Genomic DNA, 25,825 nt, shown 5'->3' with positions numbered 1-25,825 from the left:
ATGTTTTTGCTTCCGGGTTGTTGTGTTCACGAAAGAGCACCGAAGATCTGTTCGAGTTTCTGTTTCAGAATGGCAACGGTAAACGGCTTGACGAGATAGTTATTGGCTCCGAACTGCGCGGCGCGCTTGACCAGATCGGCATCGGCGCGGCCGGTGAGCAGAATGAAGCCTGTCCCCTTGATCGCAGGATCTGCACGCACGGAACGCAGGAATTCTAGTCCATCCATCTCCGGCATGTTGAAGTCGGAGAAAATGATATGCGCAGGCGCCGCCTTCATGGCCGCCAGAGCTTCCGGCGCCTTGGGAAACTCGCGGATGTCGGTGAGCCCAATCTGCTGCAGGCACGACCGCACCAGCGTACGCATGGTGAGCTGGTCGTCGACCACAACGGCTTTGATTTTATTGGGTGACGGCATGGCGACCTGCTTTCTGGCGAGCTTCGCAGAGGGTCATCACTTCCTGACCGATCTGGTGCAACGCGTATTGTTTTTCTACTGCTCCGATTTCCATAGCCACGCGCGGCATGCCATAGACCACCGAGGACGCCTCATCCTGGCCGATAGTCGCGGCACCCGCTTTGCGCATGGCCAAGAGGCCGTCGGCCCCGTCCCGGCCCATGCCGGTCAGGATGACGCCGATTGCCTGCGGACAGGCAGCCTTGGCAACGGAATTGAAAAGAACATCCACGGACGGACGATGCCCGTTCACCGGACCCGTGCGGACCAGCCGGCAACGCAGCGTGCCCTTGCCATGAATTTCAAGATGTGCCTCACCACCGGGGGCGAGATAAATCTGGCCCGGTGCGAGAATGGCGCCGTCTTTGGCTTCGGAAACCTTCGGCTGGCAGAGCCGGTCGAGACGATCCGCGAAGCTGGTGGTGAAATGCGGCGGCATATGCTGCGTGATGACGGTCGCCGGACAATTCTTCGGGAAATGCGACAGGACTTCGATCAGCGCTTCGACGCCGCCGGTGGACGAACCAATGGCGACCACCGAGTTGCCCGGATCGAAATCGGGCTTATCGGGAGCCGGCGTACGGTCCTTGCGCACATAGGGGCGAACGTGAGCCGAGGCCGCGATACGAACCTTCTCGCACAATTCGCGCGCGCGCTCTTCCAGATGCGCCCCGACATTATCGGTCGGCTTGGCGAAGTAATCGACGGCACCGAGCTCAAGGGCCGAAACCGTGACTTCCGCGCCCTTCTGGGTGAGCGTGGACACCATCACCACCGGCATCGGGCGAAGGCGCATGATTTTCTCGAGGAACTCGAGCCCATTCATGTTGGGCATCTCGACGTCGAGCGTGATGACGTCCGGATTGAGGTCCTTGATCATCTGCCGGGCAGAGGCGGCATCCGGAGCACTGCCGACCACCTCAATGGTCTCGTCGCGCGATAGCACAGCCGCTAACAGGCGGCGAATGGTAACGGAGTCGTCGACGATCAGAACGCGCGTGCGTTTCATCACTTTGCTCCATGCTTGCGGTAGATGGTCTGGCCCACGAGATCGTAAGGGTGATTGCCCAAGACGATGCGTTCTGAATGGCCGATGCAGAGCGTGCCACCCGGGCGCAATAACCCGGCAAAGCGCTTCCACACGGTATTCTGGGTCTCATCATCGAAATAGATCATGACGTTTCTGCAGAATATGATGTCGAACGGGCCTTTCATCGGCCATTCGCGCAAAAGGTTGAGTTCACGGAAACGCACCATTTCGTGCATTTCGTCGCCAACTTCAAGTTCGGAGCCGCCACTACCGGGCGCGATTTTCATCCATTTGCGCCGTAGTTCCTGAGGCACATCCCCGAGCTGGCTGACGGGATAAATCCCGCGGCTGCCGCGCTTGAGCATCTCGGGATCGATGTCCGAGGCCAGGATCAGCACATCGCGTTGCGCCACCTGGGGATCAAGCCCCAGCATGGTCAGCGCGATCGAATAGGCTTCCTCGCCCGAGGAGCAGCCCGCCGACCAGATGCGCACCTTCCCGCCTCTGCGCGCGTTTTCCAAGAGGTCAGGCAGAACCTCGTTGCGCAGATAGTCGAAATGGTGGCTTTCCCGGAAGAAGCGGGTGACGTTGGTGGTCATCGCGGCGATCATCGCCTGACGCTCATCGACGCCATCAGTGCCCTGAATCAGCGAGCAATAATCGCGGAAGCTGCGCAGTCCAATCGTGCGCAGGCGTTTGGCCAGGCGCGAATAGACAAGGTTCACCTTGGCTTCGGTCAAAACGATGCCGGCCTCGGAATGAACGAGCTCCGCAATCTGGCGGAAATCCTGCCAGGTGAAGGGAAACTCGCCGTCCGGGACAGCTAAATCGCGAGGGTTGGTACCGGTTGCCAAGGCAGTCGCTCCGTTAGGCCGCGTGCTCAATGAGATTCTCGATCCCGCCGAAGGACGAGGTCAGCTTGGTCATGCCAAGCAAGGTGACCATGCGCCCGTCGAGGACCGCGATCCCTTCCACGTAATCGTTCTGCGTCTCGCGCATCACGTCGGGAACGGACTGAATCTCATTTTGCGATACGGTGAGAATGTCGGACACGGCATCCACCAGAAGACCGATGGTGCGCTCGCCGGAATTGACCACGATGATCACGTGCTTGACGGTCGCTTCAGTGAGACCGAGGCCCAGACGGGCCTTCAGATCGATCACCGGCAAAACCATGCCGCGCAGGTTGATCACGCCGCGAACATAATCGGGCACATGCGGCAGCGCCGTGGTATCGGTCCAGCCGCGAATTTCGCGAATGGCCATAATGTCAGCCGCGAATTCCTGGCCGGTGGCAAGGAAGGTGATGTATTGCCGGCGGTCCTGCCCGGTATTGTCCTTGTCGGTGGTGCTCATAGCTTACGCTCCTGCTGCCTGTTGATATTCGATGGAACGGGCGGCGCTTTCCCGGCAGCCCGCCACAAGACCATCGATGTCGAGGATGAGGGCCACGCGACCGTCGCCAAGGATGGTAGCGGCGGCGATGCCCTGGATATGACCGATGTTGGCCTCGAAGCTCTTGATGACGACCTGGCGCTGACCGACGATCGCATCCACCGCGAGTGCCATGCGGCCGATGCCTTCGCTTTCGACCAGGATGACGACGCTGTTGGTGACGTCGTAAGACGCACCCTGCACGCCCAAGAGACGGCCCACCGACACCAGCGGCACATACACGCCGCGGACGTTGAGCAGCATGCCATTCGAACCGAACTGCTTCACGTCAGAGCGCTTGGGCAGGAGGCTTTCGATGATATGCGAGAGCGGCAGCACGAAGGTCTGGTTGCCAACCGCCACGATCATGCCGTCGAGAACGGCGAGCGTGAGCGGCAGGGTCAGGCTGAACTTCGAGCCCTTGCCATAGACGGACGAGATGTTGATGCGCCCGCCCAGATCGATGATGTTGCGCCGGACCACGTCCAGACCGACACCACGGCCAGAGATGTTGGAGACCTGGGCCGCCGTAGAGAAGCCCGGCAGGAAGATGAGGTTGTCGACTTCTTCGTCCGACAGATTGGCATTCGGCGCGATCAAGCCGCGTTCGATCGCCTTCTGACGCACCTTCGCGCGGTTGATGCCGCGGCCATCGTCGGCAACTTCGATGACAATACGCCCGCCACGATGTTCCGCGGAGAGCTTGACCGTGCCTTCCGCGGGCTTACCCGCAGCGACACGCTCTTCGGGCGTTTCGAGGCCATGGTCGATCGCATTGCGGATCATGTGGGTGAGCGGTTCGCCGAGGCGTTCGATCACCGTCTTATCAACTTCGGTCGCCTCACCCTCGATTTCCAGGCGGGCTTCCTTGCCGGTCTGCGCGGCAGTCTCGCGCACCAGACGCGGCATGCGCTGGAACACAGACTTCACCGGCTGCGTACGGATCGCCATGACGGCTTCCTGCAGCTCGCGCAGAAGATGCTCAAGCTCGCCCAGCCCTGCGCCGATGGTGGTCTGCGCACCGGTGGTTTCCAAAATGCGCTGGCTCAACATCGCCTGGGTAATGACAAGCTCGCCAACCAGGTTGACGAGGCGATCCACCTTGTCGAGGTCGACACGAATGGTTTGCTTGACGGTTTCCGCCGCGGCTGCAGGCCCAGCCAAGTTCGCGGCAGCAGGCTTGCGGTCATTGGCGACGGTGGGCTCAACCGCTTGCGGCTCCGAGGTCGTGGCGATTTCCTCGACCACCACTTCGGGCGCTCCGTCAGCGATGACTTCAGCCGCAACTGGCGCGGCTGGCGGAACCCATTCAGAAATTTCAAGATCACAATCGCCCGAAACGAATTCGAAGACTTCTTCGACGCTCGCCTTGTCGGCGCAATCACGAAGCACAATGTCCCAGGCGAAATATGCCTGTTCCGGCTCCAGCGCGACGAGTTCGGGCAGATTCGACAGGTCCGGCGTGACCTCCACGGGGCCCAGCGCGGCAAGCTCGCGGATCAGGAGATAAGGCTCGTTCGCCTTGGCATAAAGACCTGCATGGGGTGCAAAGCGCACATGCCAAGCGGGCCCGGCATCCTCGATCACAGGCGCCGCAGGAGCTTCATCGCCAAGATCGATCATCATCGGCGTGAAGGTGAGGCCTTCAAAATCAGCCGGTGCCGGATCGCTACCGCCGCCTTCGCCATCTTCACCGGCGAGACGCGCGAGCTCTTCCTTGACTTCGCTGTCCTGAACTTCGCCGGTGCCATCGCGCGCGACGGTAACGTGATCGGAAAGCTTGTCACCCGCGCGCAGCAGCACTTTGACGACCTCGTTGGTCGGCGTGAGCTGGTTGGAACGGATGAGGTCGAGGACGGTTTCAAAGATGTGTGCGAATTCGACAAGGATATCGAATCCAAACGCGCCACCACCACCCTTGATCGAATGCACGGCGCGGAAGACGGCATTGATCGTCTCGGAATCCGCCTCGCCATTCTCCATGGCGATGAGGCCTTCCTCCATCGCCAGGAGTAGCTCGTCGCATTCCTGATAATAGGTTTGTTTGATGGCTTCCATCGGATCCATGATCAACGTCCTACGGCGAGACCCGACGAATTGCGGCGAGAAGTTTTTCTGGATCGAATGGCTTTACGATCCATCCAGTAGCACCGGCATCGCGGGCGCGGGCCTTTTTCGCCGGCTCGCTTTCGGTGGTGAGCACCAGGATTGGCGTCACCTTATTGGCGGAGCCACGGCGTACATGCTCGATAAAGCCGTAGCCATCCATGCGGGGCATGTTGATGTCAGTGATGATGACATCGACCAAGCCGGCATTTTCCAGCACTTCCACGCCATGAACACCGTCATCCGCCTGGATGACATTGTGTCCCGCCGTGCTCAGCGCCAGCCGCAGCATATCGCGCATAGTGCGCGAGTCATCGACCGTGAGGATCGTCTTACCCATGTTATTTGCCCAGCTCTAGTGCGTCTAACAAACCGAGGACCGAAGCGGTCTCACGAAATGCTTCCGAAGGATCAGTAATCGTCAAAGAGGCGCCGCCTGCTTTCGCAAACGACTGCTTGCCTGCGACAAGGACCTGCAGACAAGGAGAAGACACGCGTTGCACCGCCGAAGCATCAACCGTAAGGCTCGTGCCCGATGAGATCGCCTGCAAAAAGCGATCTTTCAGCGGGCCCGCCTCGGTTAAATCCGCCACGGGGGGCAAGGTCACTTGCTCGTCCATACAATCCCCTGTTTGTTCATCGCCTATTCTCCCTCGTAATCGTCAAAAATTCGTCGAGATTGACGGCGCGTCGGCGGATTTCCGCAAAAACGCCGCGAATTCGACGGAGGCCTTCGCGTTGCGGGTAACCAGCCGTGCGGGCTCGCATGAAAATGCTGCTGAACGGACTGGAGTGCGCAACGTCAAAGCTTCCACCTTTCCCGCGATATGCGAGGGGACTTGTTGATTTTTTTCACACTGCTCTATTTCTGATACCAAGCTGTTAATGCGAAGCCGCACAGCGACGGTTTTGCGGAAAATGCGGTGGACCGAGACACTTTTTCGCCGCGAATTTTCGCGTGCCAGCAGCGTTACCAAACCCTTAAGGCCTTTACGAAAGCGCTGATTCTCCGCGGCTTTTTTTGCAAGCTGTGCGGCATTGCCGCTTGCTTGAAAAAACAATGCGCAGGAATGCTCCGTATTTGTACCTAAATCGTTAAATAATGCGTTCCGGCCATCCGCTGAAGCGCAGAAGACAGCATGAAAGCCTGCCTCACCCGCCCCGATCTGCGGCAAACCAGATGCGCGCATCGCCGTCTCCACGCTCAAAATTCGGACCAGTCTTCGCGCGCGCTGGCGACCGGCGCCGCCAGAGCGGCAGGCCCGGCTTGTCGTGGGCGCAAGGACACCACTTTATGGGCTTGAGACTGCGGCGAAACAGCCTTTGAGGCTTGATGCTGGCTGATATTGAACTTGACCACCAGGGACGAAAGATTATCGGCCTCGCCCGCCAAGGCATGCGCGGCGGCCGTTGATTCTTCGACCATCGCGGCATTTTGCTGCGTCACCTGGTCCATCTGCGAAATGGCGGTGGAGATTTCCTGAATACCGATCGATTGCTGCTTGGTGGCTTCGGCGATCTCGGCGACCAGCGAGGAAATCTCGATGATCTCCCCGACGATTTCTTTCAGAGCCTCGCCTGATTGGCCGACAAACTTCACGCCCGAGCCGACATGGTTGCTCGATGCGCCGATAAGCGATTTGATTTCCTTGGCAGCTTGGCTTGAGCGCTGCGCCAAAGCGCGCACTTCGGAGGCCACCACGGCAAAGCCCCTGCCCGCATCGCCCGCACGGGCCGCTTCCACGCCCGCATTCAGGGCAAGAAGATTGGTCTGGAACGCGATCTCGTCGATTACACCGATGATGTCGGTAATCTGCTTGGAGGATTGCTCGATCTCACCCATAGCCGAAATCGTGGCCTCGACGATCTTTCCGCTTTGCTGGGCGGCGGAGCGCGTTTTGACGACAACCTCGCTGGCACGACCGGCGTTCTGGGCGGTGGTATTCAAGGTTGCGGCGATCTGTTCGAAAGCCGCGGCAGTTTCCTCGAGATTGGCCGCTTGGCTTTCGGTGCGATGCGCCAGATCGTTCGATGCCTGCTCAATCTCATGCGCGCCGGTGGAAATCGTATCGATGCTGCCGATCAGCGCCGCAAGCGTCTTTTCGAGCTCTGGAACGGCATAATTGAAATCGAGTTTGAGCTGCGCCAAAGGACCGGTGAGCTCTGTGGTGACGCGATGGGTGAGATCGCCTTGTGCCAGTGCTTTGAGACCAACGCCGACACTGGCGATAATGGCCTCTTCCTGATGGCGCTTCTCCTGCTCGATCGCATTCTGATAGGCGAAGATCGCCAGATCCATGTCGAGCATCACCGCCTTATTGATGGCCTCTAGAGTTCGCCACAGAAGATAAGGATTCCAAAACCAGGTGATGATGGCGGTGCGTACCAATCGGTTGAGCACGAACTGATAACCGGCGATGTACCAGCGCGGCGACAGATCGATCTTCTTATGGGCCAGACCAACGCGATACACGCCCTGGACATAGCTTTCGTCGAACTTGCCGGAAAAGAGCCTCTCCCAATGCTTGGCCTGCGCGCCTTTGAGGCGAGTCTGCTGTCCGCTGGTGAGCCGGGCAAGATGCGGCTCGGAATCGACATGCTTATAGAAGGCGTCGAGAATTCCCGGCAGCGCCAGACGCGCGGCGGGCCAGAACAGCTTTAGATATCGCGACGTGGCGCTGGTGATTCCCGCATAGCGCAGACGGCGCGCGAGATCGAAATCCGGCAGGTGTTCGAAGGAAGTGTGCATCTGTCCCCAAATCCAAAATGCGCTGGCGACAGGTCCGCCCCTTCGCAGCAGACATCAGGATGAGGGTCGAGAATTGAATTTCGGTTTATCGTAGTGGTGTATACTGAGCAAAATTGCCGCAATCTCAAATAGATATCTCAACTCCGCAGGGAAATTTCGCGCCCCGCATTTCCCTCTCGTTTAGAGGTGCCCAGGTAGGCGTGTTCATCCTGGTACGGAGTACACCGGAAGTTGAAAATACCTATGCGTCGAAATGGTTATTCCACATTGAATTAAAAGACTGATTAACCCCTGCATTCCTAGTTTGTTGACGCGCAGGAATATTCCCCTTCGCGCAAAAGCAGCAAGGAATGCCCCTATGAAGACCGTCTCCACCATCTTTGCGGCCGCGTTACTGGCCAGTACCAGCAGCGCCGCTCTGGCCGCTCCGGCTGATGCGCGCATTCAATCGATGGAAGAGCAGATCAAGACTCTCACCAAAGAACTGCAGCAGCTTAAGGACGATTCCGCCAAGCAGCAGGACGCCGCCAAAGCTGAAGCGGTAGCTGTGAAGAAGAGCCAGGCCGATTTCCAGGCCGAAGTGAAGAAACAGCAGTCTCAGGCGCCGAAGACCTCTATCGCTGGCGGGCGGCTGACAGTGGCCTCGCAAGACGGAAATTTCAGCGCCAATCTGCGTGCCCTTTTGCAGGTCGATGCCGGCTACTACATGCAGGAACGCTCTGCGCAGAGCCTGCCCACCGCCTATGGCCCCGATCTCGGCAGCGGCACCAACCTGCGCCGCGTCTTCTTGGGTCTGCAAGGCAAGGTGTTCGGCGATTGGAACTACTACTTCCTCTATGATTTCGGCGGTGCCACCACCGAAACGCCCGGCAAGGTGCTTTATGCCTATATGCAATATGATGGGCTGGCGCCGTGGTCGTTCCGCGTGGGCGCCTATCCCGCCCCGATCAACATCGAAGACTCGACGACTTCTGGCGATCTCATCTTCTTTGAACGCAATTCACCCTCGAATCTGCAGCGCAATATCGCGGGCTCTGAAGGCCGTGAAGGCATCAGCGTACTCTACACTGGCCAACGCGTCTTCGGCGCCCTGTCTTTGACGGGCAACAAGCTCGGCGATGGTGCCAAGGCCTATGGCGCGATGGGCGCCACCGCGGTTCCGAACTATGATGAGCAGACGGCGGTTTCGGGCCGCATCTCCTATCTGCCGATCTCCAACGAACATGCGCATTGGATCGTGGGCGCCAACGCCCTCACCGTCTTCAACCTTCCGAATCTGGTTCCGGGCGGCGCGGCCTCTCTCTCCACCACGCCGGGCGCCACCGCCAAGGGCAGCTATGCCTTTGCCGATGTGCCGGAATTCTCGGTCGATTCGAACGGCACGCAGCTCGTAAGCACCGGCGCCCTGAGCGCCAGCCATGTTTCAAGCTGGGGCCTGGAAACGGCTGGAAATTGGGGCGCCTTCTACGGACAGGCGGGCTATTACGGCTATTACGTCAAGCGCGCCGGAATTGCCTACAATGTCTTCAGCGCGGCCTCGACGTCTTCCGTGCAGACGGTCACGCCCTCGAGCAACAGCTTCAACGGCTGGTACGTGCAGGCGGCTTATATGCTGACCGGCGAAAGCCGCAGCTATAACGCGGCGACCGGCTCCTTCACCGCGCCCAAGCCCTCCAAGCCTTTCTCGTTGAAGGATGGCACCTGGGGCGCGTTTGAAGTCGCGGCGCGCTTCAGCGAACTCAACCTCAACAGCCACAAGGATGATCCGGCCAACATCGTAACCGGCTGGACCTCCACCGCGAAGACCTACACCTATTACAATACGGTGCGCGGCGGCGATCAGAAGATCCTGACCTTGGGCGTCAACTGGTACCCCAACTCCAACATCAAGCTCGCATTGGATTATCAGTATATCGATGTTTCACGGCTGCAAGCCCCGGCGGCCGTGACGACGGCAGCAGCCCCCTCCCTCGCTGCCGTTAATGGTGGGCAAAAGCTGAGTACGCTAGCCATGCGGTTCCAGCTTGCGCTCTAGGTAAGAGGCGCGACCCGGTTTCCCCCAGCCGGGTCGCGCTTTATACACCGAGTTCGGTCAAAAGCCGTTCCACCAAAGCGCGGTAGCCGCTGCCAAACAGGCGCAAATGCACCAGCGCTGGCCACAAGCGATAAATCGCCAAACGCTCCTCAAAATCCGGCTCCAGCTTGCCATAGCGCGAAAAGAACAGCGCGCCCGGCTGATCGAACATCATCAGCATGGCGATATCGACTTCGCCATGGCCGTAATAGCAGGCCGGATCAATCAGCCCACTGACCGTTCCGCCAGATACCAGCACATTGCCACCCCATAAATCGCCATGCAGCAGCGACGGCGCAGGCGATGTGGGCAAGCGGTTCGACAAGTCATCGCAAAGCGTCTCGAGCCGGCGCACCATGCTGGTTCCGACATACCGCAGGTGACAGAGAAGGCGATGCTCGGCCCAGAAGGCCGGCCAATCATCATTCCAGCGATTGACGATCGGAATGGGACCGAAGGCGTAATCCTCGGTCCAGCCGTAACGCGTGCCTTGGCTCGCATGAAGATGCTTCAAATGTCCGCCGAGCTCGGCCCAGACCGCGCCAAGCCCGCCGTCATTGTCCAGAACCTCGAGCACCAGCATTTCGCCGTTGAGTGCCAAAACCTCGGGCGCGGGAACGCCTGCCGCTTTGATCGCCCCCAACATGCGAGCTTCGGTGAGCGGCGATGGGCCGGCCTTCACGATGGCTTCGCGTCCATCCGCAAGCACGATGCGGACAAGACTCGACAGGGATCCTCCGCCCAAGGAGCTTTCATGAGCAAGCTCACCGCCCAGAAGCTTCGCTGCCTTGTCGCCCAGATCGCTCACGGCTGCTTCGCTGCCTTCTTCAAGGACTGGGCAAGGCCTTTCGCGGCTTCACTCACGTCCGACCAAGTGATCTCGAAGCCGGAAGCGGGACCATACCAGGGATCATCCACCGCTTCGCCCTCACGGCCCGGCACATAATCGAGCAGAAGGCGAAGTTCAGCGCCGCCATCTTGCGGACGCAGCGCCTTCAAGGCGGCAAGGTTCTCATGATCGAGCGCGAGAATATGCGTGAAGCGGCGGAAATCCTCTTCCAGCACCTTGCGGGCACGGTAGTGCGAGATGTCCACCCCATGGCGGCGTGCTACGGCGATGGCCCGGCGATCCGGAGGCTCGCCGGCATGCCAGCCACCAATGCCTGCTGAATCGACCTCCACCTCCAGCCCCAGACGGGCCGCCTCTTCGCGAAAGGCAGCCTCTGCCAGAGGCGAGCGGCAGATATTGCCAAGGCAGACGAACAGAACAGCAGGCTTCTTCATCCTTAACCGGCGAGCAAAACTCCCGCCCGTCAATACTCGAACTGATAGGACAAGCCAATGCTATCGCCATTATCCTGCATGGGCGTGGAGGTGGTGGTAGCCGCCCGCGGGCCCGTGTTGACCTGGGCTTGGGCCTTCAAATGCTTGGTGATATCCACTTGCACCAGCGCCTTGGTGCCACCGGAAAGGTCCTGCTTGGCGCCGATATAAACGTTGCGCAGCACGTATTTACCGGCCTCGATGGTGGTACTGCCAGTGCCGCCGGAGGTCTCCTGACTGCTGCCGACGGCGAGCCGATCGAGCCCCAGGCTTTGGCGCATGGTCCCGACCGGATCAAATCCCCCGCCTCCGCCGGAAAGGGTCGCCGCAGCCTGGGCCACGCTGGCAAGCTGCATCGCCGAGAGCGATTTGGCGCTCTGCTGGAACAGGAGCTGGGCGAGGATTTCATCCTGCGGCAATTGCGGCGACGAGCTCAGCTCCAGCTTCGGCTGGGAGGCTGTGCCGGTGATCTTAAGGGTCGCAGTGATGCCATTGGACTGGCTCTGGGCCACGAGATTAAGGCTGGGGTCTAGCCGCTTACGAAGGGCTTGGCCATTGAAGCTGATGGAGCCGGACTGGAAGGTGAGTGAGGCGCCCGCGAGCGCCAGGGTGCCACGGCGAAGCTCCAGCCCGCCAGAGACTTGCGGCGCAGTGGAGGTGCCGCCAATTTTCAGATCGCCTTCGAATTCTGCTTCAAGGCCGCGCCCGCGCACGAAAATCTGCCCCGGCGAGGAGATGGTGAGATTGAGGATAATCGGCACCGCCGTTTGCGCGGGCGGCGCGGCTTGCGGCTGGCGGGTCCGTCGCACATTGAGGGTGGCAACCTCAGAGGCGAATTTCTCGGGGATGTTGATATTCCCGCGCTGGACATTCACCTGCCCCGACAAGGTGAGACGGTCGGAAAGATTGCCCTCCAGCTTGAGATCGGAATTGATCGTCGCGGTAAGAAGGTCGCTGCTCATGGGCCGCGCGTTGGAGGCCTTGAAGGCGATATCCACCGGGCGCCCGGGCGCAGCAAGATCGATGGTACCCGAACCCGTAATGTTTCCCGGCCCCGCCTTGGCAGTGAATTTGGTGAGGCGGATACTGGGGCCTTGCGCCTCGGCCACCGCTTCAATACCGGTGAGGCTGAGGCCGCGGGTATAATCCTGGAACTGCGCGCCCGTGAGTGTCGCCTGCCCCACGATATTGGGCTTATCCGCCGTGCCGGTGATGGTCACATCCATCGCTAATTTTCCGCGTACCGATTGGCCTATAGAGGAAAGACTGGAGCCAATCACTGCCAAATCGGCGGAACCTGTGGCGCGCACATTCATCGATTGGCGCGGGTTGGAAGGCACGAAGCCCACAAAGCTCACGCTCACCGCCTTACCTTCTATAAAGCTGGCGGCGAATTTCAGTCCGTTGGCGTAATCGAGCGTGGCCGGCTGGGCCAGCGTGACGCGCTGATCCTTCCACACCCCATTGAAGCGCGAGATGGTGACGTGCTTGGCGGCGGTATCGGCGAGCGCATCAGCCGAGACGGTGAAATACTGCCCGTCGGCGGCAGTAAGCTGGGTTTCAAGATTTGCGCTCAGCGCAGTGAGCGGACCGGAGAGCCGCAGCGTGGCGGCGCCTGCGACCTGGGGCGTGGCGAGCTGCGGCACCGAAATGGTGAGGCCAAAAACCGGCGACTGCTGCAGCGAAGCGATGGTGCCGCCGATCTCAATCCGGCCAATCTTATTCTCACCCACCGCGATGTTCGTACCCGCGGCGCGCAAAGCGGCATTGCCATTTCCAAGATCGGCGCGCGCCTCCACACTGCCCGAAAGCGGCATGCCGGTTAGCGGTGCAAGATCAGCCAGTCGCGCCACAGAAAGACGAACCCCGCCCGCCGGCGTCTTGCCGGTAAAGGCCATGGTGCCTTGCGCGCGAAGGCTACGCCAGGAGGCGTCTGTCAGCCGCACGGTCATACCCGTTTGCCCCATAGGGGTGACATCGGCTTTCAGCGACACCGGCGCGCCGCTAAAGCGGCCCGAAACGCGCAGATTCGCCGCCTTCAATTTGGGAAGACCGGAAGCTTCCGCAGCGAGCGTGATGGATTGGCGCGCCATTCCTTTGGGCGCTGCCAGGGCAGAGCCGTTGAGGACAAGCTTGGCATCGCCACTTTGGCCAGTGAGGCTGCCGCGCAGATTAAGCGATCCCACCAAGGTGGATGCGAGCCGAGATAGGTCAGAGAGCGCGGCTTCACCGGTGAAGGATTGTTTACCCGTATTTTGCGAGCCCGCAATTTCGGCTTTCACCGCCGCCCCCTGCAACTTTGCGCGCATCATGACATTGCCTGTCGCGCCTAAGCTCGCCGTCGCCTCGAGCTTGGCTTTGCCGAGAAGCTTGGCGGGCGTGCTGTCGCCTTGTGTGGCAATCGTGCCTTTCAGCGCGAGTTCGGTGTTGGCGGCGGCCTGCTTCACATCCAGCGCGAAATCGGCCGCGCCATCAAGCTTGGTGCCGGTCAAGGGCGCAAGGCCGCCAAGCGAAGGCACAACCAAAGAAAGCTTCGCGCTGATCGGCGCTTTGGTCATCGCCTCGCCTGAAAGGCGCAGCAAGGGATGGCTGAGCACAAATTCGATGGGCCGCGTGGCCTCGCCAAGTTCGGCATGGGCCGTGATATCAACCGGCGCGGATGCGAAGACCGGGGCCGTCTCGCCCGGTAATGTGAGGCCAGTGGCGATGAGATGAAGATTGGCTTTGCCCGCGGAGCCGGTCACGGTCGCCCGCACCTCTTCCATACGTGTTCCTGAAACCGAAAGCCGGGCGATACGCAATGAGGCATCAATATCGGGCGCCGCGAAGCCGCCATGCAGATGGCCGCGGGCGGAAATCACGCCCCAGGAAAGGGATGGGCTCGGATGCATGTCAGGCGCTACCGCCGAAAAATCGAGAGCAGCCTCTTCCTTGGCGAGATCGATGGTGCCGCCCGCGAAAATATTGAGAAGGTCCGCCGAGAAGCTGAGACGAAGCGTATTGGCAGAACCCTGCGCGGCGGCACGGGCATTCATCGTCACCGGGCCTAAATCCGGCAAACCAATCAGCCCGCCGATGATGCCGTCTCCAGCTTCACTTATCGCAATGGTACCTTTGGCGATGTCACGCTCGATCACGGCATGCACATCATACCGCCCCTCGGCATCCAAGCGGCGAATGGAAAGATCGGCGGACAGATCGTGGCGCGAGGCATAATGCAGTGAACCGGCCCCCGAAAGCACCGCGGCTTTGCGCAATAGCCCCTGACGCAGCTCCACATGCGGCAAGGAGATATCCGCGATCTCGATCTCTGTGGTCGATGTAGAGGTGCTGGGCGCGGCGACATGGCGGCGGAGTACGGTAACCCTGGCGGCGTGGAGATGGGAAATCCTGATATGACCGGTGAGCGCGCCCAGCGCTTTCCAATCGAGCTTCACGCCCTCGATCTTGAGCCAAGGGCCTTGCGCATCGCGCAATTCAACTTCTGTGGCGCTGAGATGGTTCGGCAAGCTGCCCGAGAGGCCCTTAATCGCCACCGTCTCGCCCGAGAGAGATTGTACCAGCGATGCCACCACGCGATGACCAGGCGGCGTATAAAAGCAGAAGAGCAAAAATACCGCCAGCGCGGCGAGAAGCCCCGCCACTACGACCGCAGCCCACCGAAGCCATGTCTGCCATTCAAAACGCATTAAAATGCCTGGCCGATGCTGAGGTAAATCTCGAACGCGTCGCCATTGGGGACTTTGGTGACGGGAATCGCCACATCCGCCCGGATGGCGCCGATAGAGGTATAGTAGCGCGCGCCGATGCCAGCGCCCACTTGCACGCTGCCGTTAAAGGGAAGGTCGCTTTCGCTCGCCTGCCCCGCATCCACGAACGCCGCCAGACCATAATTGCTCCACAGGCGCTGACGTAATTCGACACTCACGGCATCGACCGAGGAGGCGCCAGTGGGATCGCCATTGGCAAAATGCGGCCCGATGGATTGATAGCGGAACCCGCGCACGGAGCCGCTGCCGCCGGCATATAAGCGCTGGTCCGGCGGCAGATCGAAGGTGGAGCCACCCTGAATAGTGCCAAGCAGCGCGCGCGTAGCGATCACCGAATGGCCATTGCCTGAAAGATCGAAATAATAAGACCCCGAGGCCTGAATGACCGTAAAGAGCACGGTTTGCTTGCCACGCGCGATGGTGGGCGTGATCGAAAGCGCGCCGCGCCCGCCTTTCACCGGATCGGAGAGCGGGTCTTTCAGCCCGGTGGAGTCGTATTGCGCGGTAACCGGCAGTGCGACCAGCTCATAGGTCCGCTCGGTGCCCTGTTGAGAAACGAGATCATGGGTGACCGTCATCCCGGCGGTGCCGTTCCAGAGCTTAGAGAAATGCTTGCGGACATAGATGCCGAAAGTCTGGGCAGTCTGATCATAAGCATCGAGATCTTGCTTGACGGCGGCAAGATTGACTTCGAAAGCTTGATCATCGCCTAAGAAACGCGGCTGGATGAATTGGGCCTGAAGATTATAGCCAAGACCGGAGGTCGCCGAACCGCCAAGCCCGATGCCGGACGCCAAGAGATTGAGCTGCTCGCCGCGGCCCAGAAGATTACGATGCGACCAGCTGGCCGAAAGGCTGACGCCCAAATCCGTCGAATAAGCACCCGATAAGGCCACCGCATGCTGCTTGCTCTCCTGCACATCGAACAGCAGCGGGACGGAGTGATCATTCTCCTCATGATCGGCGGCGCGCACGGAAACGCCGGAGAAGACGCCTAGGCCGACAAGCTTTAACCGCGACGCCTCGATGGCGCTGGGATTGTAAAGATCGCCGGTATGCACCGTAAGGCTCTCGCGCGCGAAATCCTCGCGCACATGCTTTAGACCCTGAAAAGAAATCGCGCCGATATTCACGCGCGGGCCGGGCTCGATATTATAGCTGACGTCAAGCACCTTTTCCGCATCATCCGCATAAGCATCCGGTACACCGACTTTGGCGAAAGCATAGCCCCGCTCCTGCAAGGCCGAAAGCAAAGCCCCCTGCCCGCCAAGCACGTCGGCAGCCACCGCCGGATCGCCTTTGGAGACACCGACAAAACTGGCGGCATCAAACCCGGGCGGCAGCGTGCCATGGAAGCTCACATTGCGCAGCGTGTATTGCGTGCCGCGCTCGACCACGGATTTGATTTCCACGGTCTGGCCTTGCGGGACACTTTCCAGGAAATCCGGCAAGGTTTTGTCGTTCACATCGCGCCCCGCGATAGTGATGGATACCTTGCCTTGGTAATAGCCAAAGCTCTCCAGCACGGTCTGGAAACGGCCGAAATCGCCCCGGGCCCGGTCGATCAAAGCAAAGGGCGGCGCGGGGGTCTTGCTGCGCAAGAGAATCAGAAGCGAGGAATCTTTTAAGGCCGTATCCAGCTCATCATCGCCCGTGTCCGGATTTGACAGGGTATAGCCCTGTGGATCGGCCGCGCGCGCGCCTTCAAAAGCGACGGGTGCAAGGTAAATCAGAGCTGCCGCGGCAGCCGGCGCGATGCGAAAACGAAGCCCGGACATAGAGGCAATTAGGCCCAAAACGGGGCGGAAGAAAAGCCCCGGCCCGCAATCTCTGACGGTACCGGGGCTTGCCATGACAAAATTTTCACGACTGGATTAAGCGGCCATCCTGGGCCGGTGGAAAAACAGGGCCTGACCGATGGTCGCGCGGACGGTATCCCGCGAAAACGGCTTGGTGACGAGATAAACCGGCTCCGGTCGCTGACCGGTGAGGAGGAATTCGGGATAGGCCGTGATGAAGACCACCGGCACATCCAGATCCTGCACAATCGCCATTGCTGCATCGATGCCCGAGCTGCCATCAGCGAGCTTGATATCGGTGAGGATGAGCTGAGGCTGGCGCTGGCGCGCGAGGCGCACCGCATCATCACGCGTAGCAGCTATGCCCACCACGCGATGGCCAAGCTCGTTGACCAGATTTTCGAGATCAAGCGCGATGATCGCCTCGTCCTCGATAATAAGCACGCGCGATTCCAGATCCTGATCAATCGAATGCAAGGCAGCCGCGATCGACTCCTGAACATCCTCTTCGCTGGTACCCAGGATGTATGCTGTCTCATCCACCGTGAAATCTTCGACAGAACTGAGAAGCAAAGCCTCGCGGTTCTCGGGCTGAACCAATTGCAGGCGCTGCTCTACGCTCGAATGCATGCTTGCACCTTCCCCCGCGGGAAGGTGGATATTCGAGCTCCAGAGTTCGTGAAACAAACGATAGATCCCAAGCCGAGGCGGAACATCGCCAGGAAGGCTCATGTTTCCGTCAAGCAAGGATTCAAGAAGCACCCGCACATAGGAATCGCCAGTGGATTGAGAACCGGTCAACGCCCGCGCGTAACGGCGCAGAAACGGAAGATGAGGCCCCAAAGTGTCGGTCATGTTCATTCGTCAGTCCCTTCCCGCAATACCGAATAGCGCGCGCCTTCGCACGCAACGTCTCTACCGGTGACAACGTCGTGCCGAAAAACTCTGTTCCCAACCAGGAACAAAAAAGCGGCGCAGTTGTTATTGAGACTGGCAACGCTCCGCACACGGCGACCACAAGCATGCCGTTACGGAATTATTGCTTTCTCCCCGTGGTCAGAGGGCAGTGATGGATAACAAACAGCAACAGAAAGCCGGCTCGCTAGAGCGGCCACAAGGCGACGTGAACGAAATCGATCCCAAAGAAGACTCGCGCCGGTACAAGGCGCATCAAAAGGCCATCACCAGGGGGCTAAAGAGATTCTACGACGATGTCGCTTCCGAACCCGTGCCGGATGAGTTCATGGCACTGCTTAAGAAGATGGATGAGAGCACGCGATGAGCCAGCCTCTTCACAAGCCCAGGCCTCCCGTTCCCAATGACACCGCCGAATTCCGCGATGGCTTGGTGGAGATGATTCCTGTGTTGCGTGCATTCGCACGCTCGCTCTGTGGGCAGCGCGATTTAGCCGATGATCTGGCGCAGGAAACCCTCGCCAAAGCCTGGCAGGCGCGGGAAAAATTCCAGCTCGGCACCAACCTTAAGGCTTGGCTGTTCGTCATCCTGCGCAACGAGTTCTATTCCAACCACCGCCGCGCCAAAACCGCCTCGGATTACAACGCTGCCTATTCACACACCGGCGAAGGGGCCGAAGCCGAGCAGCATGCAAGGCTCGATCTTACCGATCTGATGCGCGCCTTCAGCCAGCTCCCTTCCGAGCAGAAAGAAGCGCTTATCCTGACTGCGTCGGAATTTTCCTATGATGAGGCGGCACAGATTTGCGGCTGTGCCGTGGGCACGATCAAAAGCCGCGTATCGCGCGCCCGCAAGCAATTGCAGCATCTTGTCGAAGGCACGGCAGGCCAGCTTCCAGACCGGCGCGATCGCACTGATGAACTGACGGACGCTCTATTCCGCAAGGTAAGAGAGGCCAACGCGGAGAAGCTGCTGCGCTAGGGGGAGCGATTGGCATCGACGAACTCCATCCGGCTGCGGCTGATGCTCGTGGTGGGCTTGGCGCTTGCGCCGTTGGCCCTGGCGAGCATCATCCAGGCCGTATTGAATTTCCGCGCCTACCAGCGGGAGACCGACCGCATTCTGATGCAGACGGCGCTTTATGCTGCCTATAGCGAGCAGAATGTTTTCACGCGTGCCGAGCAGCTTTTGCGTTCCATCGCGCGCCGTCCCGATAAGACCGACACCCGCGAAAAATGCTATGCCGAGCTATCGGACTCACTGGTCGGCGCGATGCCGATCATCAACCTGACAAGGGTCGATGCGAGCGGCAATATCATCTGCATGGGCGCAGTTTCTCCCACCCAGCCGATCGCCGCGCGACTGAACTGGTGGAATGCGCTGCGCAGCTCCAAAACCGTGGTCGTGGGCAATCAATTCCAAAGCAAAATTCTGAAGAAGTCCGTATTGCCCATGGCGATGCCCGTCTACAATGGCGATGGCAGTTTCGCGGGCGCTGTGAGTGCCGCGATCGATCTGGATTGGCTGGAAACCGCCCCACAAGTCACCAAGCTGCCCGAGGGCGCACTGTCGCTTATCCTCGACAAGAACGGCAATGTCTTTGCCACCAACCATCCAGTGCCTTCAGGCATCGCTGAGGCGGTGATCCAGAACGCGAAAGAAGCCAAGCGGAAAGTCTTCACCCTGAATACCGGCGCGGGCAGTCGCTGGCGCTGGGTAGCCGAGCCTATCGGCATTTCAGATAAATATGTCGCCTTCGGCATTCCCGAACCACGGCTACTCGGCACGTTCCGCGGCTATCTTCTGGCGGATGTGCTTTTGACCATCCTGATCATCGGCGCGACCGTGGCCGCGATTTGGCTGGGCACCGAGTGGCTGGTAATCCGCTGGACGATTTACCTGAAACGGGTGGCGGTCGCTTATGGTCGCAATCATTTCACTCTCTCGCTCGACGATCTGCGCGCCGCTCCGGATGAGTTCAAGCTTCTCGGACGCGAGATGAAGCGCATGGCCATCGCCATTCAGGACCGCGACCGCAACCTTTCCAAGGCGCTGGAACGCCAATTCAGCATGACCCGCGAGATCCATCACCGCGTCAAAAACAATCTGCAGATTGTCTCCAGCCTGATCGCGATCTACGCCCAGAATATCGCCAATCCCGTGGCCCGCAGCGCCTTTCGCCAAATCATCGTGCGCGTGGACGCGCTGACCTTGATCCAGCGGCTGATCGAAAAGAGCGAAAGCGACCCCATGCTGGACATGCAGGTTCTGTTCGCGCAGTTGGCCGATCAGCTGCGCACCGTGGCCCATGATGCCGGCCAGATTTTCTCGCTTCAAATCTCCATTTCGCATCGCTGGCTTTCGCCCGATACCGCCACCCCCATCGTGCTTTTCGCGGTGGAAGCCATCAGCTTCGATATGTTTCTGCCGCGCGCGGAAGGACGGCTGCGCGATGTGCGGCTGAGCTTTGCCAGCGACCCCGGCGGCTGCCAACTCATCATCGAGGAACGCGATAACGGCAGCCTGCCCACACCGGGATCGCTTTCCGCGCGCATTCTGAGAAGCCTTTCCGAACAGCTGCGCGGACGCTATGCTGATGAGCCCCTGCCCCATGGCGGCACCAAGCTGACGTTGTTCGTGCCGTCGGAAGGCGCCCCATCTCAGGCGAAAACGGTAAACGAAGATTATAACGTTTTCACCATCGGCCGCACGCGTCAGCTTTGAGGGGAGCGCGGGATTCGCAAGGTGATCACCACACCCTCTTGCCGCCAATCATAGCGCAGGCTTCCGCCGAGCTGACCTTCCACCGTTTTGCTCGCGAGAACGCTGCCGAAGCCTTGCCGCTCCGGAATTTGCGTGATCTGCGGGCCGCCGCGCTCCGTCCACACGATATCGATGCCATCCTCAGAGGTGCCGCATCGGATCGTGATCCGTCCCGAAGCCGTAGAGAGGGCGCCGTATTTGGTCGCGTTGGTGGTGAACTCGTGCAGTACCAGGGCCAGGCTGGCGGTAGCGCCCGCATCGATCACCGCATCCTCGCCCTCAAGAACGATATTCGTTCCCTCTTCCGCCGTATCGAGATAAGGCGAGATGATTGCGCGCAACAACGTATGCAAGGTCGTGGATTGGCCATTGGCCTGCCCCACATCGGAGAGGGAGAAGCGGGTGAGTTCATGCGCGCGCGAATAGGCCCCTAGCCGCTCCTGAACCGCCCGCGCCATGGCTTTGGGGTCGGTCGCGGAACGCGCGCTGAGTCCGACGAGCCCGCCAGCAACAGCCAAAACATTCTTCACGCGGTGACTCATCTCGTTCAGCACCAGCATTTGCTGTTCGCGGGCGCGCATCTGCTCGGAAATATCGCGCGCGATTTTCGAGGCACCGATAATCCGCCCCGTCGTATCCCGCAGCGGCGACACCGTGAGGGCGATGGGCACAAGGCTGCCATCCTTGCGCCGGCGCATGGTTTCATAGCGCGCCACCGGCCGACCGTTACGAATGCTCTCGAGAATGGCGGTCTCCTCCTGATGGCGATCGTCCGGTATCAGCATCAAAATCGGCCGCCCCACGGCTTCGCTGGCGCTATAGCCAAAGAGACGCTCCGCAGCCTTGTTCCAGGTGATAATCGTGCCATTGAGATCCTTGGAGATGATCGCGTCTTCCGAGGAAGCCACGATAGTAGCGAGGCGCTGCTCGAAATAATTGGCGCGATCCTTCTCGCCGAATTCGACCAGCATGTTCACACTACCGATCAGCCGCTCGCCATCCAGGAGTGGGGTTGCGTAAATCATGACCCGCAGGGGCTGCTCACCCGCCCGGATAATCATTCCTTCCGCGCCTCGGATTGCGCGCCGCTCCCGCAAGGCCGTGTTCATGGGGCTATGCCCTTCGCGCATCGCGGTACCGTCTGGCCAGCGCAAAAGTTCCGCCGGTGACCAGCCCGAACCATCCTCAGGGCTGCACCCAAATACCGCCGTTGCCGCGTTATTGCAGAAGAGCACCTTACCCTTCGCATCCGTGGTGTAGATCGCCATCGGTAGCGCATCGAACACGGCTGCCAGCAGATCGCGTCCTGCACGCGCCGCGGAAACCCAATGCGCCTCCGCCAGCGCACTCAAACCAACGCTGCCGAGCTGCGGCTGGTGTTCCAGATGCAGTTTGTCGTTCGAGGTAAAATCCACTGGCGTTCCCTGTGACGGCGGATCTCCGTCTTTGGAAAGGACAATAATCGTATTTGGAATCTAATCACGGCACGCGGGCGCTGTCCTGCAGCCTCTGAGGCAGGTTCTGTGACAATTTTCAGCCCCTATTGCTTGCGCGCTTTCTGTTTTCTCCGCCTACAATTTGCGCCCATAGCACTGGGAACTTGAAGCAAAGATCGCGAGTTCTTTGGCGGCAACCCAAGAGGACGAAGCCATGCTCCAATGGGCAGTGACTTTTTTCATACTGGCGTTGATCGCAGCATTTCTTGGCTTTTTCGCCATGGCAGGCCTTGCCGCGGAAATCGCCAAAATCCTGTTGATCGCTTTTGTCGTGCTGTTCGCCATCAGCCTTATCACGGGGGGCTTGCGCGGGCGCGCCCCGCCGGTATGACCCGAAGCATCGGAACCCAACGGGGACCGATGCGTTGTTTCAGCGCGAGCGGGAATTCGACACGGCCGCCCAGCCCCCTTCCCAAGACCGTTCGGGAGCCCGCTCGTTCCTCCCTTAAAAGCCCCGGCCATGGCGAAACGCCTCCCCAAAAAAGCATCCGCTAAGCCATCTTCCGGCAAGCCTGCTTCTGGCCCCCCACTTTCGGCGCGGCCGATATGGTCGGGAAACCTCCGTTTATCCTTAGTGAGCTGCCCCATCGCGCTTTATGGCGCGGTAAACCACCGGCGCGACATCTCCTTTCACCTCATCAACCCCGATACGAACAACCGCATCAAAATGGTGCCTACCGATCCTGATACCGGACCGGTCAATCGTGCCGATCTCGTCAAGGGCTATGAATTCGAAAAAGATCGCTATGTGATCGTCACCCCCGATGAATTGGAAGCGGTGCGGCAGGAGACCACGAGCAATCTTGATATTGAGAGCTTTGTGGATGCGAGCGACATCGACCGGCTGTTCTGGGACGAGCCCTATTTTCTTTTGCCCGGCGATGACAACGCTATTCAGGCATATAGCGTGGTGCGCGAGGCTCTCGCCCGTACCAATCGCATCGCGCTGGGACGGGTGGTCATGCACACCCGCGAGCGTCTTCTGGCCTTGGAGCCATCAGGAAAAGGGATATTAGCTTATACTTTGCGTATGCGGGACGAGGTGATCGACCCCGCCACAGTCTTCGGTGGCATTTCAGATCAAAAAATCGATGCGCGCATGGTCGACATCGCAGAAAAAATCATTTCGCAAAGCAAAGCCCCCTTCGATACCGCCACCTTCCGAGATCGCTATGAAGAGGCCTTACGCGAGCTGGTGAAGCGCAAACAGCAAGGCGAGTCGATCGAGGCACCGCGGCCCGAACAGCCCTCCAACGTGATCGACCTGATGGAAGCCTTGCGGCGCAGTCTTAAGGCCAAACCCGCCGAAGCGGTTAAACCGGCACACAAGACTGCACCTTCGAAGGTCAAAGGCCGGTCGCGTAAGAAAGCGTCGTGAGATAGATCAGCGTAAACGTGACAGTCGCAAGAGCGCCGCTGACCGCAAGGATATAGCCGGCGCGAACGGGTGTGGGGCGGATATCTGCACGCATGTGAATCTCCCTCGTTTCTCGCAGTGCCGTAACGGCTTTCGCGGCGCAAAAGTTCCCATGCCGCTTATAGAAATCCCCACCCGAGCCACGCCGGAACCCGCCCGGACAACGCAGCGTTTCCTTCATCGTCAAACCATAAATAAGAGGTGCGAACGATGGCACAAATGCAGACAAGCGAAAACCTGTCCGCCCGCGAGACGGCCGGGTTGATCGGCAGCGACAAGGTCGAAGGTACCGCCGTCTACCGGTCGAACGGAGACCGCGTAGGTACCATCGACCGCGTGATGATCGACAAGCTGAGCGGCAAGGTTGCGTATGCCGTGATGAGCTTTGGCGGCTTCCTCGGCATTGGCGATGATCATTACCCTATTCCGTGGTCGCTTCTTACCTACAGCACCGATCTCGGCGGCTATGAAGTGAACATCTCAGACGCCCAGCTTCGTGGCGCTCCTCGCTTCACCCATGGCGAAGAATGGGATCGCTATGACCGGGATCGCGAAAACGCGCTTTATAACTACTACGGCGTGACACCTTATTGGTGATCACCGTCGCCTAATCGCATTGAAACGGCCCGTCCCTACGGGCCGTTTCTCTTTCTGAACCATCGAGGATGAGGCGATGAAAACCGGAACGTGGCTGACGAAGGCGCATCCAGCCGACAGCCCCGCGCCGGCGCAGATCCTAAGCGACATCAGCCGGTGGCCCCCGGATTCCGCGATCACCCTCTTGAAGATAGCTTTCCCACCCATCCAGCGTGGAATGCGTGAGGCCCTGGACAAGCGCAAAGGCACAGTTGCCAACGCCCGCCAGGGCCTCCCAGATCATTCGCTCAGGCATTCAGACCCGTTGCCGCTGCTTACTGAGCATAACGCGGTACGGAGGTGCTGTTCCGTTTTTAGCGACGGCGATCCAGCAACCAGCCTACAGACGCGCCGATGGCGAAAGCGGCCAGAACGGCCATCATGGGCCGTTCTTCCACATTGCGCTCAACAGCTTCATAGGATTGCGTGCTGGTGCGCGACACGCGGTCCCAAATGTCAGAAACAGTTTCTTCAATACGGCCGAGGGTGCCGTTGATGCCGTCACTGGCCTTGTTGCGTAAATGACCCGCGAGCGCGGAGGAATCCGTCTTCAGATCCTTCACATCCTGCTTCACAGCTTCGAAATCGCCGCTGGTTTGATTATCCATCACGATACTCCTCTCATTTTCTGTGTGCCGATAACAGTGGGCGGTGGGGCGAAGTTCCCCCTTAACGCGGGGTCTTCTTTCGCGACACGGTGCGTTTTGTGGCTTTCTTCCGCAACGCGATTTTCCGGGTTGGGGTTTTCCGGGTCGCAGTCTTTCGCTGGGCTGATTTGCGCGTTGTCTTCTTCCGGGTCGTTTTTTTGCTTAAGGCCGTGCGCTTCACCGTCTTGCCAGCCTCCTGCCTCTGCTGGCCGGTCACACCACGGGCTTGCTTTTTGGTCGTCTTCTTTCGCGCTTTTCGCTTCTGGGTGGGCGATTGGCGGTTTGAGGCACCTGCCTCGCTTAGAGCTATGGCGATTGCCTGCTTGCGGCTTTTCACTTTTCCACCCGCGCGCCCTCGCCCGAGTTCCCCATGTTTGAACTCGTGCATGACACGGCCCGTCGTCTTTCGCTGCCGCCGCGTGGTCTTTGCCATCGGGCATCCTCCTTTTATTTTTTAGATCGCATTGTAGAAGTGGTCGGTCAGCTCGCGCGCCCTCGCCCCGTCATCCTCGGTCAGTTCATCGTGTCCGAAAGACGGCGCGTGGCGGAACTGCTGCGCTGAAAGCGCCAGAACATAGCCCTGCTTGGCGGGATCGAAATCCAATACCGTCCAAGGCACTGGACAGCAGCGCTGCCCAATACCAGGGGAAAATCCGATCCCTATCACCGCGAAGACCAGACGGTCAGAAAGCTTGTCCAGCATGAGGTCTTGAATATGGCCAACCTTCTCGCCACCGGAGTCATAGACCGGCGTTCCCACCACCTTGGAACCAAGAATGGCCGTGGTGTGCCCTGAACGCGTCGGCATAAGGTTTTCTCCGGCAACACACTGGCACAACGCGAGTTTATCGCGCCTGTTCCTTTTTCCCGCACGTTTTGCTGGCCATGAGCGAGATAGCAAATGGCAAAAACCGGAACGGCTGGCGCTGCAGCCAATTGATCTGCACGGGCTGAGATGATCCCTGCGCAGTCGGCACCTATGCCAGTGCGGACGCGTGCTAGGGCTTTTTATTCCTCTGGGTGGGGCCCATTCTGCTGCCGATGATGTTCATCATCGTCTATCTTTCCGCGAAGCTTGGCCGCGTCTATGGCAAACCCAAGGAGGCGAAGCTCTTCTATGCCCTATTGGGGGGCACTGGTGTAGCCGTAACGTAAATATCCTCGGCTGGGCAACCACAACGATTACCTTTTCCTCAACAGCGGTTCTGGTT

General features: G+C 59.6%; 26 protein-coding genes. 7 read left to right on the top strand and 19 right to left on the bottom strand.

Translation table 11 applies throughout. From position 1 onward, the window contains the following. Positions 1–26: 26 nt before the first annotated feature. From FHS83_RS12835 to FHS83_RS12795, 9 genes are read right to left on the bottom strand one after another with little or no spacing between them, the layout of a single operon-like run. The gene (locus FHS83_RS12835; RefSeq protein ID WP_167083345.1) at positions 27–416 is read right to left on the bottom strand and encodes a response regulator; all 390 of its coding nucleotides are present in this window, start codon (positions 414–416) and stop codon (positions 27–29) included. Then, on the bottom strand, positions 400–1,464 hold the full coding sequence (locus FHS83_RS12830) for a protein-glutamate methylesterase/protein-glutamine glutaminase (protein ID WP_167083344.1): 1,065 nt from the start codon (positions 1,462–1,464) through the stop codon (positions 400–402). The genes FHS83_RS12835 and FHS83_RS12830 overlap by 17 nt, the downstream gene beginning before the upstream one ends. After that, entirely contained in the window at positions 1,464–2,339 is an 876-nt protein-coding gene (locus FHS83_RS12825) for a CheR family methyltransferase (RefSeq protein ID WP_167083343.1), read from the bottom strand. Before FHS83_RS12825 ends, FHS83_RS12830 begins: the two co-directional genes overlap by 1 nt. Before the next feature lie 13 nt (positions 2,340–2,352). After that, entirely contained in the window at positions 2,353–2,841 is a 489-nt protein-coding gene (locus FHS83_RS12820) for a chemotaxis protein CheW (RefSeq protein WP_167083342.1), read from the bottom strand. 3 nt (positions 2,842–2,844) lie between these two features. Beyond that, a complete protein-coding gene (locus FHS83_RS12815; protein ID WP_167083341.1) occupies positions 2,845–4,986 on the bottom strand; it encodes a chemotaxis protein CheA in 2,142 nt (713 codons plus the stop codon). A gap of 10 nt (positions 4,987–4,996) precedes the next feature. Further along, positions 4,997–5,365, bottom strand: coding sequence for a response regulator (locus tag FHS83_RS12810; RefSeq protein ID WP_167083340.1), 369 nt, complete (start codon positions 5,363–5,365; stop codon positions 4,997–4,999). A gap of 1 nt (position 5,366) precedes the next feature. Beyond that, the gene (locus FHS83_RS12805; protein WP_167083339.1) at positions 5,367–5,645 is read right to left on the bottom strand and encodes an STAS domain-containing protein; all 279 of its coding nucleotides are present in this window, start codon (positions 5,643–5,645) and stop codon (positions 5,367–5,369) included. A gap of 42 nt (positions 5,646–5,687) precedes the next feature. Continuing rightward, positions 5,688–6,215, bottom strand: a complete 528-nt coding sequence (locus FHS83_RS12800) for a hypothetical protein (RefSeq protein WP_167083338.1) — start codon at positions 6,213–6,215, stop codon at positions 5,688–5,690. A gap of 14 nt (positions 6,216–6,229) precedes the next feature. Further along, positions 6,230–7,774, bottom strand: coding sequence for a globin-coupled sensor protein (locus tag FHS83_RS12795; protein WP_167083337.1), 1,545 nt, complete (start codon positions 7,772–7,774; stop codon positions 6,230–6,232). Between the two features lie 358 nt (positions 7,775–8,132). On the opposite strand from FHS83_RS12795, the gene FHS83_RS12790 reads away from it, so the two are divergent. Continuing rightward, positions 8,133–9,809 (top strand): OprO/OprP family phosphate-selective porin, encoded by a 1,677-nt coding sequence (locus tag FHS83_RS12790; RefSeq protein WP_167083336.1) that lies wholly within the window; start codon positions 8,133–8,135, stop codon positions 9,807–9,809. A 40-nt stretch (positions 9,810–9,849) separates the two neighbouring features. Here the strand turns inward: FHS83_RS12790 and FHS83_RS12785 are convergent, their stop codons facing one another. Genes FHS83_RS12785 through FHS83_RS12765 form a run of 5 tightly spaced genes read right to left on the bottom strand, consistent with a single transcriptional unit; the run spans position 9,850 to position 17,601 of the window. Further along, positions 9,850–10,656 (bottom strand): fructosamine kinase family protein, encoded by an 807-nt coding sequence (locus FHS83_RS12785; protein WP_167083335.1) that lies wholly within the window; start codon positions 10,654–10,656, stop codon positions 9,850–9,852. Further along, complete coding sequence (locus FHS83_RS12780) at positions 10,653–11,132, bottom strand: low molecular weight protein-tyrosine-phosphatase (protein WP_167083334.1); 480 nt, start codon at positions 11,130–11,132, stop codon at positions 10,653–10,655. Before FHS83_RS12780 ends, FHS83_RS12785 begins: the two co-directional genes overlap by 4 nt. A 29-nt stretch (positions 11,133–11,161) precedes the next feature. Beyond that, a complete protein-coding gene (locus FHS83_RS12775) occupies positions 11,162–14,860 on the bottom strand; it encodes a translocation/assembly module TamB domain-containing protein (protein WP_167083333.1) in 3,699 nt (1,232 codons plus the stop codon). Continuing rightward, entirely contained in the window at positions 14,860–16,794 is a 1,935-nt protein-coding gene (locus tag FHS83_RS12770) for an autotransporter assembly complex protein TamA (RefSeq protein WP_167083332.1), read from the bottom strand. Before FHS83_RS12770 ends, FHS83_RS12775 begins: the two co-directional genes overlap by 1 nt. 21 nt (positions 16,795–16,815) lie before the next feature. Further along, the gene (locus FHS83_RS12765; protein WP_167083331.1) at positions 16,816–17,601 is read right to left on the bottom strand and encodes a response regulator; all 786 of its coding nucleotides are present in this window, start codon (positions 17,599–17,601) and stop codon (positions 16,816–16,818) included. Positions 17,602–17,809: 208 nt separating this feature from the next. On the opposite strand from FHS83_RS12765, the gene FHS83_RS12760 reads away from it, so the two are divergent. The 3 genes from FHS83_RS12760 to FHS83_RS12750 are packed head-to-tail and all read left to right on the top strand — an operon-like array spanning position 17,810 to position 20,379. Continuing rightward, positions 17,810–18,022, top strand: coding sequence for a NepR family anti-sigma factor (locus FHS83_RS12760; RefSeq protein ID WP_167083330.1), 213 nt, complete (start codon positions 17,810–17,812; stop codon positions 18,020–18,022). Beyond that, a complete protein-coding gene (locus tag FHS83_RS12755) occupies positions 18,019–18,636 on the top strand; it encodes a sigma-70 family RNA polymerase sigma factor (RefSeq protein WP_167083329.1) in 618 nt (205 codons plus the stop codon). Before FHS83_RS12760 ends, FHS83_RS12755 begins: the two co-directional genes overlap by 4 nt. 9 nt (positions 18,637–18,645) lie before the next feature. Continuing rightward, entirely contained in the window at positions 18,646–20,379 is a 1,734-nt protein-coding gene (locus FHS83_RS12750) for a sensor histidine kinase (protein WP_167083328.1), read from the top strand. Here the strand turns inward: FHS83_RS12750 and FHS83_RS12745 are convergent. Beyond that, positions 20,370–21,833: a PAS domain S-box protein gene (locus tag FHS83_RS12745; protein ID WP_167083327.1), complete on the bottom strand. Its 1,464-nt coding sequence runs from the start codon at positions 21,831–21,833 to the stop codon at positions 20,370–20,372. The genes FHS83_RS12750 and FHS83_RS12745 overlap by 10 nt on opposite strands. Before the next feature lie 235 nt (positions 21,834–22,068). On the opposite strand from FHS83_RS12745, the gene FHS83_RS12740 reads away from it, so the two are divergent. Together FHS83_RS12740 and ku are read left to right on the top strand one after the other, a co-directional pair. Then, positions 22,069–22,245: a DUF1328 domain-containing protein gene (locus FHS83_RS12740; RefSeq protein WP_167083326.1), complete on the top strand. Its 177-nt coding sequence runs from the start codon at positions 22,069–22,071 to the stop codon at positions 22,243–22,245. Positions 22,246–22,458: 213 nt separating this feature from the next. Further along, positions 22,459–23,292 (top strand): non-homologous end joining protein Ku, encoded by an 834-nt coding sequence (gene ku, locus FHS83_RS12735; protein ID WP_344100906.1) that lies wholly within the window; start codon positions 22,459–22,461, stop codon positions 23,290–23,292. Here ku and FHS83_RS19680 read toward each other — a convergent pair. Beyond that, positions 23,261–23,386, bottom strand: coding sequence for a hypothetical protein (locus tag FHS83_RS19680; RefSeq protein ID WP_279590101.1), 126 nt, complete (start codon positions 23,384–23,386; stop codon positions 23,261–23,263). The genes ku and FHS83_RS19680 overlap by 32 nt on opposite strands. 164 nt (positions 23,387–23,550) lie before the next feature. Here FHS83_RS19680 and FHS83_RS12730 point away from each other — a divergent pair, with 164 nt between their 5' ends. Continuing rightward, positions 23,551–23,928: a PRC-barrel domain-containing protein gene (locus FHS83_RS12730; RefSeq protein ID WP_167083324.1), complete on the top strand. Its 378-nt coding sequence runs from the start codon at positions 23,551–23,553 to the stop codon at positions 23,926–23,928. A 353-nt stretch (positions 23,929–24,281) separates the two neighbouring features. Here FHS83_RS12730 and FHS83_RS12725 read toward each other — a convergent pair whose 3' ends face one another. The 3 genes from FHS83_RS12725 to FHS83_RS12715 all read right to left on the bottom strand — a co-directional run bounded on the left by FHS83_RS12725 (position 24,282) and on the right by FHS83_RS12715 (position 25,422). Then, positions 24,282–24,575, bottom strand: coding sequence for an ElaB/YgaM/YqjD family protein (locus FHS83_RS12725; protein ID WP_167083323.1), 294 nt, complete (start codon positions 24,573–24,575; stop codon positions 24,282–24,284). Positions 24,576–24,636: 61 nt separating this feature from the next. Next, the gene (locus FHS83_RS19260; protein ID WP_208414625.1) at positions 24,637–25,047 is read right to left on the bottom strand and encodes a DUF6496 domain-containing protein; all 411 of its coding nucleotides are present in this window, start codon (positions 25,045–25,047) and stop codon (positions 24,637–24,639) included. Positions 25,048–25,068: 21 nt separating this feature from the next. Beyond that, positions 25,069–25,422, bottom strand: coding sequence for a PRC-barrel domain-containing protein (locus FHS83_RS12715; protein ID WP_167083322.1), 354 nt, complete (start codon positions 25,420–25,422; stop codon positions 25,069–25,071). Between the last annotated feature and the right edge of the window lie 403 nt (positions 25,423–25,825).

This window comes from Rhizomicrobium palustre, from assembly GCF_011761565.1.
GTDB classification, from domain to species: domain Bacteria; phylum Pseudomonadota; class Alphaproteobacteria; order Micropepsales; family Micropepsaceae; genus Rhizomicrobium; species Rhizomicrobium palustre.
Note: the sequence above shows the minus strand (reverse complement) of the source record. Positions and strands in the feature narration are given on the sequence as shown.

Excerpts from the sequence above, each read along its gene's own strand:
- FHS83_RS12835 (WP_167083345.1), bottom strand. The coding sequence starts at position 416 with ATGCCGTCACCCAATAAAATCAAAGCCGTTGTGGTCGACGACCAGCTC.
- FHS83_RS12830 (WP_167083344.1), bottom strand. The coding sequence starts at position 1,464 with ATGAAACGCACGCGCGTTCTGATCGTCGACGACTCCGTTACCATTCGC.
- FHS83_RS12820 (WP_167083342.1), bottom strand. The coding sequence starts at position 2,841 with ATGAGCACCACCGACAAGGACAATACCGGGCAGGACCGCCGGCAATAC.
- FHS83_RS12815 (WP_167083341.1), bottom strand. The coding sequence starts at position 4,986 with ATGGATCCGATGGAAGCCATCAAACAAACCTATTATCAGGAATGCGAC.
- FHS83_RS12810 (WP_167083340.1), bottom strand. The coding sequence starts at position 5,365 with ATGGGTAAGACGATCCTCACGGTCGATGACTCGCGCACTATGCGCGAT.
- FHS83_RS12805 (WP_167083339.1), bottom strand. The coding sequence starts at position 5,645 with ATGGACGAGCAAGTGACCTTGCCCCCCGTGGCGGATTTAACCGAGGCG.
- FHS83_RS12800 (WP_167083338.1), bottom strand. The coding sequence starts at position 6,215 with ATGCGCGCATCTGGTTTGCCGCAGATCGGGGCGGGTGAGGCAGGCTTT.
- FHS83_RS12795 (WP_167083337.1), bottom strand. The coding sequence starts at position 7,774 with ATGCACACTTCCTTCGAACACCTGCCGGATTTCGATCTCGCGCGCCGT.
- FHS83_RS12790 (WP_167083336.1), top strand. The coding sequence starts at position 8,133 with ATGAAGACCGTCTCCACCATCTTTGCGGCCGCGTTACTGGCCAGTACC.
- FHS83_RS12780 (WP_167083334.1), bottom strand. The coding sequence starts at position 11,132 with ATGAAGAAGCCTGCTGTTCTGTTCGTCTGCCTTGGCAATATCTGCCGC.
- FHS83_RS12775 (WP_167083333.1), bottom strand. The coding sequence starts at position 14,860 with ATGCGTTTTGAATGGCAGACATGGCTTCGGTGGGCTGCGGTCGTAGTG.
- FHS83_RS12770 (WP_167083332.1), bottom strand. The coding sequence starts at position 16,794 with ATGGCAAGCCCCGGTACCGTCAGAGATTGCGGGCCGGGGCTTTTCTTC.
- FHS83_RS12765 (WP_167083331.1), bottom strand. The coding sequence starts at position 17,601 with ATGAACATGACCGACACTTTGGGGCCTCATCTTCCGTTTCTGCGCCGT.
- FHS83_RS12760 (WP_167083330.1), top strand. The coding sequence starts at position 17,810 with ATGGATAACAAACAGCAACAGAAAGCCGGCTCGCTAGAGCGGCCACAA.
- FHS83_RS12755 (WP_167083329.1), top strand. The coding sequence starts at position 18,019 with ATGAGCCAGCCTCTTCACAAGCCCAGGCCTCCCGTTCCCAATGACACC.
- FHS83_RS12740 (WP_167083326.1), top strand. The coding sequence starts at position 22,069 with ATGCTCCAATGGGCAGTGACTTTTTTCATACTGGCGTTGATCGCAGCA.
- FHS83_RS19680 (WP_279590101.1), bottom strand. The coding sequence starts at position 23,386 with ATGCGTGCAGATATCCGCCCCACACCCGTTCGCGCCGGCTATATCCTT.
- FHS83_RS12730 (WP_167083324.1), top strand. The coding sequence starts at position 23,551 with ATGCAGACAAGCGAAAACCTGTCCGCCCGCGAGACGGCCGGGTTGATC.
- FHS83_RS12725 (WP_167083323.1), bottom strand. The coding sequence starts at position 24,575 with ATGGATAATCAAACCAGCGGCGATTTCGAAGCTGTGAAGCAGGATGTG.
- FHS83_RS19260 (WP_208414625.1), bottom strand. The coding sequence starts at position 25,047 with ATGGCAAAGACCACGCGGCGGCAGCGAAAGACGACGGGCCGTGTCATG.
- FHS83_RS12715 (WP_167083322.1), bottom strand. The coding sequence starts at position 25,422 with ATGCCGACGCGTTCAGGGCACACCACGGCCATTCTTGGTTCCAAGGTG.